Origin of the sequence: Nocardia pseudovaccinii NBRC 100343, assembly GCF_001613225.1 — a bacterium.
Classification (GTDB): domain Bacteria; phylum Actinomycetota; class Actinomycetes; order Mycobacteriales; family Mycobacteriaceae; genus Nocardia; species Nocardia pseudovaccinii.
Genome location: NZ_BDBY01000308.1, coordinates 48,642 through 62,033 on the forward strand (window position 1 = coordinate 48,642; position 13,392 = coordinate 62,033).

The window sequence follows — 13,392 nt, forward strand, 5'->3', positions numbered from 1 at the left end:
ATTTATCGGAGAGTCATGGCTTACGTCATCACACAGCGCTGCTGCAACGACGCCAGCTGCGTCACCGAATGCCCTGTCGATTGCATCCGCCCACGCCCGGAGGACCCCGGATTCGCTACCGCGGAAATGCTGCATATCGACCCGGACACCTGCATCGATTGCGGCGCATGTGTGGAAGCGTGTCCCGTGGACGCAATCTACGCCGACGACGACCTTCCGACCCGGCTGGCACGCTACACCGAGATCAATGCCGCGTACTTTGCGCACAATCCGCTGGACAGCGCGCTGTCCCCGCCGGACTCGCCACAACGGCTACCCCGTGACCTCGGCGCGCTGCGGGTGGCGATCGTCGGCACCGGACCGGCCGCCTGCTATGCCGCCGAAAATCTGCTCAGTCGTGGCAATGTCGAGATCGAGATGTTCGACCGGTTACCCGCACCGTGGGGGCTGGCCCGCTACGGTGTGGCCCCGGATCACTCCGAAACCCGCGGTGTCACCGAAATGTTCGCCTCGGCCTTCAAACGCGACGCGGTGCGATTCCACCTGAATGTCGAAGTCGGCAAAGACATCTCACACGCGGAATTGCTGCAGCACTGCCACGCAGTGATCTACGCCGTCGGCGCCTCGGCCGAGCGCCGCCTCGACGTGCCCGGCGAAGATCTGCCCGGGTGCATCTCGGCCACCGAATTCGTAGCCTGGTACAACGGCCACCCCGACTTCGCCGATCACGAATTCGATTTCTCCGGTGAGCGCGCGGTCATCGTCGGCAACGGTAATGTCGCCTTGGATGTGGCGCGCGTACTCACCGCCGATCCCGATCAGTTGGCGACCACTGACATCGCCGACCATGCCATCGAGGCGTTGCGGCACAGCAATATCCGAGAAGTTGTGCTTCTCGGCCGGCGCGGGCTGGCCGATGCCGCGTTCTCGGGTCCGGAATTCCTGGCCCTCGGTCATCTGCCCGACACCGATATCGTCATCCACCCAGTCGATATCGACGACAGCGTCCGCACCGCGCTCGATGATCCGGCGACCGATCCGGCGCTGCGACTCAAACTCGACTTGGCCGCCGATTACGCACGGCGAGACCAGCCGGGCAGCAAACGTATCGTGTTCCGATTCCTCGCCTCGCCGACGGCAGTGGTCGGCACCGACAAGGTCACAGGCATCGAGTGTGTTCGCAACGATTTGCGCCCGGGACCGAATGGACCGGTTCCGGTGCCGAGTTCGGAAATCGACACTCTGCCTGCCTCTTTGGTGCTTCGTGCCATCGGCTACCGGGGTAAGCCTGTCCCGGATATCCCGTTCGACGAAGCGGTCGGCGTGATCCCCAATGAACACGGGCGCGTCATCGATCGGTCCGGCACGCCGACCCCGGCCACCTACGTGACCGGGTGGATCAAACGCGGCCCGCGCGGAGTCATCGGCAGCAATCGCCGCGATGCGCAGGAGACCGCCACCGCGCTGGTCGACGACTTCCTCTCCGGTCAGCTGACCGCACCGGAGCACGACCGGGAAGCCTTGGCGGCCTTGCTGATCGACCGCTGCCCGGACCTCGTCGATCGCGACGGCTGGACAACGATCGACCGAGCGGAGAAGGCGGCTGGCGCGGCCGCGGGACGGCCGCGGGTCAAATTCACCCGAGTTGCTGAGCTGGTCGAATCCGCGCGCAGCTGAATCGCGCTCTACGGCATGGTGCCGTAGGTCAAACGAGGAGAAAATATGGCGATCCGTGTCGTACACATCGGCACCGGTAATGTCGGTCGGCTCGCACTGGGCGGGCTGATCAGCAACCCACAGTACGAACTGGTGGGAGTATGCGTTTCGTCCAAGGACAAGGTCGGCAAGGATGCCGGTGAACTCGCCGGATTGGACGTCACCACCGGGATCCAGGCCACCGACAGCTTGGCGGATGTGCTCGCACTGAATCCCGAGTGCGCGGTGTACTGCGCGATGGGCGACACCCGGTTGATCGAATCCCTCGAAGAATGCCGCACCATCCTCGCGGCCGGCGTCAATGTTGTCGGTTCCGCCCCGGGACTACTGCAATACCCCTGGCAGGTGCTGCCGGACAAGTATTTCGCCCCGATCGAAGAGGCCGCGCTCGCCACCGATACCAGTGTGTTCATCACCGGCATCGATCCCGGCTTCGCCAACGACCTCATCCCCTTGGCCTTCGCCGGTACCTGCCAGGACATCGAACAGGTCCGCTGCTCGGAGATCGCCGACTACGCCACCTATGACGGCGCCACCGTCATGTTCGACGTGATGGGATTCGGCAAACCTTTCGAAGAAGTGCCGATGCTGCTGCAGCCCGGAGTGCTGGGAATGGCGTGGGGTACGACAATCCGGCAGCTCGCCGCGGGACTGGGCGTCACGGTGGACGAGATCACCGACTCGTACGAACGCGAACCGGCACCGGAAAGCTTCGACATCGCCGCGGGACACATCGCGAAGGGGTCGGTCGCGGCGATTCGTTTCGAGATCCGCGGCCTGGTGAGAGGGCGTCCTGTCGTCGTGGTCGAGCACACCACACGGCTCCGAGAAGACCTGCGTCCCGATTGGCCGCAGCCCGCGCAGCCCGGCGGGTCCTATCGCGTCGAAATCGTCGGCGAACCGTCGTACACCGTCGATATCTGCCCCACCAGCCGCCGCGGCGACCACAATCATGCCGCCATCGTCGCGGCAGCGGGCAGGATCGTCAACGCCATCCCGGCCATCGTTGCCGCGCCGGCCGGAATCCGCACGGCTCTGGATCTGCCGCTGGTCACGGGCGCGGTAGTGACCCGATGACACTGCAGACAAGCACCGGTCAGCGAGTGCGGTGGCTGCCCCTCGACGTCCCGGGGCGCTCAACGCCTTCAACGAAGCGCTCTACGACGCACTGACCGACGGGTCATCGAGGCTGCCGGTGACCCATCGGTCGCGGTCATCGTGCTGACCGGTAACGCCCGGGGCTTTCAGCGCCGGAACCGATCTCAACGAAATGGCCGAACGCGTCGCCAATCCGGATTTCATCCCCCGGCAAGCACGGTTTCTCTGAGTCATCGAAGCCTTGGTCGGCTTCCCCGAACCGCTCATCTACGCGGTCAACGAACGCGGACTAGGGCTCGGCGCAACTAATCTCGGCTTCGCGATCTCTCGTTCATCGCTTCCACCGCCCGCCTCGAGTGCCCGCTCACCAGCCTTGGCGTGGGCGCCCGAGGCCGCATCGTCGTATCTCTTCCCACAGCTGATCGGCCGTCAGAACGCGGCGTGGATACTGTTGTCCTCACAGTGGATCGCATCGGCCCAAGCACCGACATGGGCCTGGCCTGGAACGTGTGAACCGAACGAACTGCTGGACGTCACCCACGAGCATGCTGAAACGCTTGCCGCACAACCGATATCGAGCCTGGTACCCGTCAAGCGCTGCATGACAGCGTCCGTCCGGGAGGAGATCGCCGCCACACGGCAACGGAAGAACGACCGCTTCGCGGAACTGATGGTCGGGCCCGCCAACACCGAGGCACTGACAGCCTTCGCCAAGGGGGCGCAAGCCCGACTTCACCACTCTCCCCAGCGGCTGGTAGCTGACCTCGCGCCCCTCGGTCGGCAGCTCGGAACCAGTGGCAACTTCCTCGCCGGTATCGGCGGAATCGAGCGGATACAGATGGACACCGTCTACTGCACCGACGGGTTGATCAGAGGGCAGCTGCGGGCCCCTCAGAACCACACCCGTCAATCAGAATTTGTGTACCCACCTTCGACGGATCATCGATAACAACGAATGAAGAATCCCGGAGATGCAAATAGCCGAACGAGTCCTATTCGCATTTGTTTTTAAATCGGACAGCAATGCGAAATCGACGCGCTGAGGGCAGACGGTTATCGCGCGGCCCTGGTCCCGACTTGGCGCCGACGTCGGGACCGGCACGCGAGTCGGTCAGCTTGCCTCTGCAGTCCGCGAGGCACCGGCAACATGCTCGGGGTCGCGCTCCGATGCATATGCCTTTGCGGCGCGGTAGTCGGGCTTGCCGCTGGGCGTGCGGGATACGGTATCGGTAACCCAGATCCGGCGCGGCAATTTGTAGCCGGCGAGGTGGGCACGCACATACCGTTCGAGATCCGCGAAGTCAATGGCTCCGTCGGCGGCCGACACGACGGCGGCCACCTCGTTACCCCAGCGGTCGTGCGGTACGCCGATCACCACCGCGTCGTAGATGCCTGGGTGTGCTTTCACCACGGCCTCGACTTCCTCGGCAAATACCTTCTCCCCTCCGGTGTTGATCACCATGTTTCCGCGTCCGATCAGTGTGATCGAGCCGTCGGCCTCGACGCGGGCACGGTCGTCGGTGACCACGACCCGGGCGCCATCGATGATGCGAAACAGCTTGTCGCTCTTGTCCGGTTCCTTGTAATAGCCGATCGGTACGGATCCGGTCTTGGCCAGCCACCCTTCGCCACCCGGCTGCACCGCCAGCCCGTCGTCGTCGAGCACGACGGCGCCCCGCCCTGTTTGCACCCGGGGCCCACGCGAGGGGTCGTCGCCCTTCTGGGCGAAGCCCATTCCCCCGAAACCGGTTTCGGAAGACCCGATGGAGTCCGACACGATCACGTTCGGAAACAGCTCCAGTAGCTCGTTTTTCGTCGGCTGGGACAACAGCGCGGCACCGGAGGCGATCGCCACCAGTGAAGTCGCGTCGACAGAGGTCCCACGGTAGGCGTCGATCAGGGGCCGGGCCATGGCGTCGCCGGTGATCACCAGGATCTGAGGACGATGCCGAGCTACGTTCTCCCACACTGTGGCCGGCTCAAATTTCGATACGAAGGCGACGGCGTTACCCGACCACAGAGCCGCTAAGGTCGGCATCATCGCCGCGGCATGGATCAGCGGCGGCAGGATGAACCACGTGCTCGGTTCGGTCTCGGCGCCCACGCGGGATTGCTGGAATTCGTCGGCAACCGGCTCACCGGTGTAGAAATCGACACCGCCGCCCAGTACCCGCCACATGTCCTCCTGCCGCCACATCACGCCTTTGGGCAGGCCCGTGGTGCCACCGGTGTACATCATGAACAGGTCATCGGAGCTGCGCTCAACGAACACTCGCGCGTCCGGCACGTCCCGCACTGCCTGCTCGAACGGCACCGAGTCGCTGACGATGTCGGAGCTGTCGTGTTCGTCGTCGACCACCACCGTATGCCGGAGACCGGGCACTCGCGGCCGGACCTGATCGACCAGCGGTGCATAGCACCGGTGGTGGACCAGCATCTCGAGGTCGGCATTGTCATAGACGTAATGCAGCTCCTCGGCACCGTATCGGTAGTTGATATTGATCGGCACCGCGCGAAGTTTGAAGCTCGCGACCAGCGTCACAACCGTTTCGATGGAGTTGTGCATCTGGAACCCGATATGGGTTCCGGTGCCCGCGCCGGCGGCCGCGAGGTGACGGGCGAAACGGTTGGCGAGACTGTCCAATTCTCGTAACGTGACCCGGCGGTCCCCCTGGATAAGGGCAAGCCGCTCGGGCATCGCGTCCACGGCGTGCTCGAACAGATCGGCGAAGTTGTTCGGCATAGGTCTGTGCTCTTTCGCTGGTCAGCGGACAACGGTGAGGGGCAATGGGATGCCACGGTCGGTGAACGAGAACTCGGCGCCGGTGCTGATGCGGGTCAGCGCCACCTCCGCCAATTCAGGAAACGGGTCGTCCGCGGCGTCGATCACGAACTCGATATAGTCCGGGTCTTCGGCCCGCACACGAGAACGGAAGTGCGGGTTGACTGCTCGGGCGATCGCGTCGATCGCGTCCGGATGATCCGCGTCGATCAGTGTGGGCCATACCCCGTCGACGAATGCACCGCCCTGCCGATCGAGCCGCAGTATCAGGCTGTCCGCCTTTCGTACGACTTCAATGGCCATGTAGGGCGCCGGGTTCCACGCCGGGTGCAGCATCAGGATCTGCGCCAGTGCCGCGAGGTCGTCGCCGAGATCGAGCGCCCTCCGCAGCCGTTCGGCTGTCACGCCCGCAACCCCGGCGAACTGCTTGCGACCGATGTCGCGAGCAGTCTGCTCGTCCACGCGTTCCCGGATCGCGATCAAGAACCCGAGCACGAGTAGATGCTGTTGAAGGCAAACTTCGTCGGCCAGACGCACGAGCGCCGACTTGGAGAAGTCGGCGAACCGCAGATCGCTCAACAGCGGTCCTGAGTAATCGTGATGTCCATCGTCGGCAGGGTCGACGGGTTCCAGTTCGACTCGCGCCGCAGCTGAATCGGCGACAGTGTCAGCGTTGCGCGGCACGGCCGGTGGCACGTGTGCGGGGTCGATGGTGACCTTCCACGCGCACACCGGCCGCCGGTCGGCAGGCACGCGCGGCGGCCGATGAATGGGCCGCACCTGCGCGTACGGATTGGTGGCCAGAGCCGTGGCATCGAAGGTCGGGTCCTCGATGGTGTGACACATGGCCGTGACGTATTTGTCACCCAGCGGCTCGACGTCGGCGAGTGCACCGCAGTGGTCCAGCCAGAACTCACCGTGGTCGTGATCGTCGACGCGGAAACGGAAGTCGAGAAACTGCGGCGGCGCACCGATATCCAGCTGCAGCCCCTTGAAGATCGTCTCAACGCTGTCGCCGCGGAAGTTCATCGCCTGCTGCATCCGGCGGGTGTAGACCGGGCTGGCAACCTGCCACTCCTCGATCGCCACCTCGGCCATACCATCGCGCCCGAAGGCGGCGATGGTATGTGCCATCCCGGATCTGTCGATCAGATGACCGCACAACAGCAATTCCGGAACCAGAATCGCCAGCTGTTCCCGGGACAGTTCGGCGTATCGGCTGATCATCACCTATCCCACAACTGGACTGGGGCCTTGCCGATGCGGTACCAGCCCGGCAGCGGACCGGCCGTAGTCCGTTCGATGCGCTTACGCATACCTTCGGACAAGGCATCAGCGGCCATCATCTCGACGAATAGCGCAGACACGTTGCCGAAGTCGAAGAAGTCGCGCTGCCATGCCCACTGGTAGTTTCCGCCGTAACGGAACCAGCTACCCCCGATCCCCTCGACGGCGTAGTTGGTGCCGTCGGGTCGCTTCGCGCTACTGACCTGCTTCCATAAACCGATCACGTATCCGGAACGTTCGTCGACGACGAACTCCTGGTAGGGGTAGCTCCACCCTTCCAGTCCATCCATCTCCTGCCCGACCGCGATGTCGCGGATCTCGTCCCGGCCGACGGCCATGAATTCGCTTTCCGCGCCGTAGTTCCAGCCGTAGGTGGCGGCCTCGGTGTACATGTCCGCCAGTCCGCGCCAATCACCGACGGCCTCGCATTTCTTGTTGAGCTCCACCCAGCGGCGAACCGTCTCGTCGAGTTCCTCGCGTGTGAATGCTGCAGCCATGGTTGACGACCCTTCTATCTTCCGATTGCGCACCGTGCTGTTGATTCGTCACCGCACGTAGAACGCTGATTCTCGGCCTCCGAGCACACTCCGAGACACGTGTCTGGACGGTAGCACTTTACACATGTCCATACAACCGTCAGTTTGTATGGCGACGCCGCGGCACTCCTCTGGCGGTGTCAGTCCCCGACACGTCGTGTCGTGGCTGACTATCACTCCCCCGCCACGACACGAGCCGAGCCGTCGATCAGATCTTCAGGGCGTGGGTTGCAGTGGCGCCACCGTCGGCAACGAATTCCGCGCCAGTGCTGTAGGAGCTGTCATCGCTGGCCAGGAAGACCACCATCTCCGCAACTTCATCGGGTGTACCGACACGCCCCAACGGGAGCTTCTCCTTCAGCCAGTCGGTCGGCATCTCGGCGCCACCGAGCGCTTCGGAGACCATGCGCGTATCGATCATCCCCGGGTGAACCGAGTTCACCCGGATACCGGCCGGACCGAGTTCGACGGCGGCAGACTTGGTCATGCCGCGAATCGCAAATTTACTTGCCGCATAGGCGATTACGAGCGGTGTTGCGGCCAGACCGTCCACGGATGAGATGTTGACGATGGAACCTCCCCCAGCCGTACGCATCGGCTCGGCGACCGCACGCATGCCCAAGAAGGTCCCCACCTGATTGACGCGAATCACCCGCTCGTAGTCGGAGAGGGTGGTGTCCGCCAGCGCTGCGAAATGCAGAATGCCCGCGTTGTTCACCAGAACATTCACCTGGCCGAACTCGGTCACCGTACGATCGACGGCCACCTGCCACTGATCCTCGTCGGTGACATCGAGATGTTGATAAACAGCCGCTGACCCCAGCGTCCCCGCCAGCAACTTTCCCGGCTCGTCGAGAACATCGGCGATGACGACCTTCGCGCCCTCCTGGACGAATCGTGTTGCCGCAGCGGCCCCTTGACCGCGTGCGCCACCGGTGATCAGTGCCGTTTTTCCATCGAGCCGGCCCATGGCCAACCTCCTGACTACAGCCCGTACCGAGCCGCCATCGATCGACCGTCTCGGACACGAGGGTTCGGAACAGATACAGCGGTGCCGTGGCGGGATATCGACTCACCACACTCGTCGAGCACCGACCCATCCAGGACAGATGAACAGACAGGTGTCCGAAACTTACCATGCGCCTGGCTCAGGCGGACATCGCGCGCGATTCGCGCCGGCTCAATACCGGTGGGACGACATCGAGCCCGTTGCTGTTTACAGGCGTATAGCCTACTGTAAATCAAATGGTGGAGGCAGCGACGCAGCCCGGCGCAGGTAGACGTTCCCTGGCCGGCCGCTCGACGGATACGGTGGATCGCCTGCTCGACGCTGCTCTAGAGGTTCTGCGCGAGCAGGGCTACGACCAGTTGTCGATGCGCGAGGTATGCCGCAGAGCAGGACTCACGCATGCAACAGCCTACGGCTACTTCTCAGCGAAACAGCATCTCGTGGCCGAAGCCTACTGGCGCCGAATCCGCGGGTGGTGTTCACTCCCGGTCACCGGCGAGACTCCGCTCGAACGACTGTCCTCGGTCTTCACCGAGATGGGCGAATTAATGGCCGAGGAACCCGAGCTGAGCGTCGCGGCCTCTGCCGCGATCCTCAGCCACGATCCTGATGTGTCGGCGTTACGGACCCGGATCGGTGGCGCCATGCGCGATCGGTTGCGAACCGCTCTCGGCGGTACGTGCACCGACGAAGTTCTCGACGCACTGAACATCGGGGTCAGCGGGGCGATGATCCAGGCCGGAATGAACTATTACACCTATGAAGGCATGGCCGTTCGACTGACATCGCTCGCAGGCCTCCTGCTGGCCGCCACCAACGAGCGCTGACCCGAGAGTCAACCTCCGCATCCGCCGGTACAACTTTCGTGCACCGTGCGCCTGTTCTCCAATGTGAAAGCGAAAATTGACATGACCGGACAGACACCATGGTCCGTGGCAACGACCGCCGATCAATCCGGCCGGGTCGCCCTGGTGACCGGCGCCAACACCGGGATAGGTCTCGAGATCGCCCGCGCCCTGGCCGCGCGCCACGCGACCGTCGTCCTCGCCTGCCGCAATACCGATTCAGCGCGCCGCGCCGCGCTCGACATCACCACCTCGGTCCCGGGCGCCGACGTCCGGACCGTCCCGCTGAATTTGGCCGACCTGAATTCGATTGCCGCAGCAGCCGCTTCCCTATGCGACACATTTCCCGTCATCGACCTGTTGATCAACAATGCCGGCGTCATGGCTTCCGAGCCCTCGCGCACCGTCGACGGCTTCGAATCCGATTTCGGCACGAATTTCCTCGGCCATTTCGCCCTCACCGGCCGGTTGATCGATGTCATCAACGCCGCACCGGCCGCTCGCATCGTCACCGTCAGCAGCATCACCCACCGGCGCCGCACAGCCACCCTCGATTTCGACGATCTGCACAGCCACAACGGTTTCGACACGGCACTCACCTACTCCCGGTCGAAGATGGCCGGAATGACCTTCATGATCGAAATGCAACGGCGTCTCAGCGTGGCGGGGCATTCGACGATATCTCTCGCCGCACACCCAGGCGGTGTCAGGACCAACATCCTGCACAACCAGAATCCGTTGGTGCGTATGGTCTACAACCCTCGTCTTGCCCGGCTCACCAGCTGGTTCACCCAGAGCCCGGCCGATGGCGCCCGACCGGTTCTGCGCGCTGCCCTCGATCCCGACGCTGAGGGCGGCGATTTCTTCGGGCCATCCGGGCGCGGCGAGCTGGTCGGCCCACCGGTGCCGGTCGCGATCTCCCGCCGCGCCCAAGACCCCGACTCCGGCCGACGTCTGTGGGATGCCGCAGAAGAAATGACGAAGGTCCGGTTCCTCAACGACGGAACCCACCATCTCGACGCCGACGAGCCTCGCACACGGTAAGCACCCACAGACGCGAACGACGCCGACCGTTCGGCGGCGGTCACGGGATGGATGGTCAGGGGACGGGATCTGAACTTCGCACCGGCGGTGCGGGATTCGCTCGAATTTCGTCAACCTCGTCTTCGAAGTGCTCTCGTGCCGGACACCGGTGCTGTGCGCGTGGAATACCGCCTAGCACAAGGGGTTTCAGGGAGTGTAGATCGATGCACGCGCCTAGCCGACAGCGACGATCAGGCACGCCCAGCGCTTTACAGTCCGGCTTTTAAAAATTAGTTGCGCATCCATTCACCGGCCGGTCACCACACCACCCCGAACTCGACGAATTCAGAGCCGGCTTCTACCGCCGATGCCCGGCCCGTCCAGTCGTTGCGGCACGCACAACTGCTCGACCGTCCTTGTTCGACCCATTGGATCCATAGTACTGTCCATACAACTGTCTATACTGGTGTAAACCAATCTGCAAGGAGGTTCCGGAAAATGACCTTGGTCAAACCCCATCAGGTGTCCGGCGGGGAGCACGAACACGGCCACTTGGAAGAATTCCGCACCGATCCGATCGCTCTGATGCGGCGGCTACGCGACGAATGCGGTGATGTCGGGTCGTTCCGGCTGGCTGACAAAGACGTCATCCTGCTATCGGGCGCCGAAGCAAATGAATTCTTCTTCCGCGCCGCAGACGAGGATCTCGACCAAGGTTCCGCCTACCCATTCATGAAGCCGATCTTCGGCGAAGGGGTCGTATTCGACGCCAGCCCCGAGCGTCGCAAGGAGATGCTGCACAACCAGGCCCTGCGCGGGGACTTCATGCGCGGGCACGCGGAAACCATCGCGCACGAGGTACACCAGATCTTGGAGCGTTGGGACGACGAGGGCGAGATCGATCTGCTCGAATTCTTCGCCGAGCTGACCATCTACACCTCCTCGGCCTGCCTCATCGGCAAGAAATTCCGCGACGAACTCGACGAACGGTTCGCCCGCCTTTACCACGAGCTCGAGCGCGGCACCGACGCTCTCTGCTATGTCGACCCGTACGCGCCGATCGAGAGCTTCCGTATCCGCGACGAAGCACGCGCAAAGCTGGTCGATCTGGTCCAAGAAATCATGGACGGCCGGATCGCGAATCCACCGCAAGGCAAAGAGGATCGCGACATGCTCGATGTGCTCGTATCCATCCGGGACGAAAACGGCGAACTACGATTCTCCGCCAGTGAGATCACCGGCATCTTCATCTCCATGATGTTCGCCGGGCACCATACCACCTCCGGCACCGCGGCATGGACCACCATCGAATTGGTCCGCAACCCCGATGTACTCAACCAGGTCGTCACCGAACTCGACGAGCTCTACGCCGATGGCCAAGACGTCAGTTTCCACGCGCTGCGCCAGATTCCGCAGTTGGAGGCGACACTGAAGGAAACCCTGCGACTGCACCCTCCGCTGATCATCCTGATGCGCGTCGCCCGCGACGAATTCGACGTCTGCGGCCACAGCATCGCGCCGGGCGACCTCGTCGCGACCACACCGGCAATCTCCAACCGGCTCGCCGAGGACTTCCCCGATCCCGACCGCTTCGACCCCAGCCGCTACATCGACCCCAACCAGGCAGACCTGGTCAACCGCTGGACCTGGATCCCGTTCGGCGCCGGCCGCCACCGCTGCGTCGGCCAGGCCTTCGCCCTCATGCAACTCAAGGCCATCTTCTCGATCCTGCTGCGGGACTGGGAATTCGAACTGGCACAGCCATCGGAAACCTACCGTAACGACCACTCTAAAATGGTGGTCCAGCTGCAGCAGCCGTGCACCGCCCGTTACCGGCGACGTACTTCGGTCGCTGCATGAGCGACGACCTCGTCCTCGTCGAGGAGCGCCCCGGCCCCACATCGCGCTGGTCACGCTGAATCGGCAGGAGCGGATGTTCGGTGGTACTCGACCTGATGTTGCCGTTGAAGTCGGCCACCGAAGAGATCAAGCACGACGATTCGGATCGGGATCTGGACAAACGATCCGCGCGCCGGGCCGTGGTTACGGGCGTTGCTTTCCACCGAACGCCTGGCGGAATTCATGCCGGAGACCGCCCAAGCCGGAATTCAGCGTCACAAGTTCCCTCATCTGCGCGCCGCGCACTTCGTGCTCCCCGGACTGCTCGGCCGTGGTGGCGAGCAACCTCCGTCTCGACAGCATCGGAAAAACCGTCAGCGAGTACATACGCGCGCGTGGTCGACATTCCTGTCGAACTACGCGCTGGTATCGGCACGGCTATCCGGACTACTCTTCAGCGGCCGACTCCCGATGAGACACTGCCGACCTGTGAACCGATCCAGTGGACACCCTGGCCGCGGAATATGCTTGGGCGCAAAAGTTTCGGCGTGACACCCGCCGCCAGGGTCATCACTGTCGTAACGGCTCGCGTGGCTGACCTGATTGCGGGAGTGCGCTAGGCGGGTTTTCGCGTGACGAGGGATCGTCGGGATTGATCGCTACGAGAAGGTGTCGAATTCACCGCAATCGCCATACCTGTGATCCTGATTTAATGGTTGAGAGTAGTAAGAGTTCCACAAATACGAGGAGTCAGGTGCACGCCGACGATATCAACCCCCTGCCCATCGATCTCCCCGAACTCGCGATCCGAGAGGCGGTGCGCAGTACGATCTCCGAATACGCCATCGCCGGTGACCGGGGCCGGCTGGACGATCTGGCGGAATGTTTCATACCGGATGGGGTCCTCGAACTACATGGCTCCTGGGTCGCCACGGGCCGCGATGAGATTGTCGCCCAGCTGGATTCCAATTCACAAAGCCACAACCGAGCTATCGCCGCGGGATTCTTCCTGCGGCACTTCGTCACGAACATCTGCTTCGAACGTGTCACCCCGATAGAAACACAGGTAGTGGCCTATTTTCAGGTGCTGACGCCGCAGGGTCTCGACCACTGGGGGCGTTATCGCGATGTACTCGTCCCGCACCAGGGACAGTGGCGCTTCCAGCATCGGCTGGTGCGCGTCGATGCCCGTGCGGAAAACAGTTGGCTTTCCTGAGCATCGCCGATACTTTCGACCATCCCTTCCGGTGCATAGAG

At 63.3% G+C, this 13,392-nt stretch carries 10 protein-coding genes; 6 read left to right on the top strand and 4 right to left on the bottom strand.

All coding sequences use genetic code 11. The features are described from left to right. The first annotated feature begins 15 nt into the window (after positions 1–15). Both NP3_RS36185 and NP3_RS36190 read left to right on the top strand, forming a co-directional pair. Positions 16–1,677: a 4Fe-4S binding protein gene (locus tag NP3_RS36185; RefSeq protein ID WP_063046224.1), complete on the top strand. Its 1,662-nt coding sequence runs from the start codon at positions 16–18 to the stop codon at positions 1,675–1,677. Between the two features lie 45 nt (positions 1,678–1,722). Then, entirely contained in the window at positions 1,723–2,793 is a 1,071-nt protein-coding gene (locus tag NP3_RS36190; protein ID WP_063046225.1) for an NAD(P)H-dependent amine dehydrogenase family protein, read from the top strand. A 1,132-nt stretch (positions 2,794–3,925) separates the two neighbouring features. Here NP3_RS36190 and NP3_RS36200 read toward each other — a convergent pair. From NP3_RS36200 to NP3_RS36215, 4 genes are all read right to left on the bottom strand, one after another. Beyond that, positions 3,926–5,557, bottom strand: a complete 1,632-nt coding sequence (locus tag NP3_RS36200; RefSeq protein ID WP_063046226.1) for an acyl-CoA synthetase — start codon at positions 5,555–5,557, stop codon at positions 3,926–3,928. Positions 5,558–5,578: 21 nt separating this feature from the next. Then, the gene (locus NP3_RS36205) at positions 5,579–6,823 is read right to left on the bottom strand and encodes a hypothetical protein (protein ID WP_063046227.1); all 1,245 of its coding nucleotides are present in this window, start codon (positions 6,821–6,823) and stop codon (positions 5,579–5,581) included. Next, on the bottom strand, positions 6,823–7,380 hold the full coding sequence (locus NP3_RS36210; RefSeq protein ID WP_063046228.1) for a hypothetical protein: 558 nt from the start codon (positions 7,378–7,380) through the stop codon (positions 6,823–6,825). The genes NP3_RS36205 and NP3_RS36210 overlap by 1 nt, the downstream gene beginning before the upstream one ends. A 247-nt stretch (positions 7,381–7,627) precedes the next feature. Then, positions 7,628–8,389: a glucose 1-dehydrogenase gene (locus tag NP3_RS36215; protein WP_063046237.1), complete on the bottom strand. Its 762-nt coding sequence runs from the start codon at positions 8,387–8,389 to the stop codon at positions 7,628–7,630. A 275-nt stretch (positions 8,390–8,664) separates the two neighbouring features. On the opposite strand from NP3_RS36215, the gene NP3_RS36220 reads away from it, so the two are divergent. The 4 genes from NP3_RS36220 (at position 8,665) to NP3_RS36240 (ending at position 13,351) form a co-directional block, all read left to right on the top strand. After that, complete coding sequence (locus tag NP3_RS36220; protein WP_063046229.1) at positions 8,665–9,255, top strand: TetR/AcrR family transcriptional regulator; 591 nt, start codon at positions 8,665–8,667, stop codon at positions 9,253–9,255. Between the two features lie 105 nt (positions 9,256–9,360). Further along, positions 9,361–10,317, top strand: coding sequence for an oxidoreductase (locus NP3_RS36225; RefSeq protein ID WP_245721254.1), 957 nt, complete (start codon positions 9,361–9,363; stop codon positions 10,315–10,317). A 477-nt stretch (positions 10,318–10,794) separates the two neighbouring features. Further along, entirely contained in the window at positions 10,795–12,156 is a 1,362-nt protein-coding gene (cyp51, locus tag NP3_RS36230; RefSeq protein WP_063046230.1) for a lanosterol 14-alpha demethylase, read from the top strand. Positions 12,157–12,889: 733 nt separating this feature from the next. After that, on the top strand, positions 12,890–13,351 hold the full coding sequence (locus tag NP3_RS36240; protein WP_218024995.1) for a nuclear transport factor 2 family protein: 462 nt from the start codon (positions 12,890–12,892) through the stop codon (positions 13,349–13,351). Positions 13,352–13,392 lie beyond the last annotated feature (41 nt).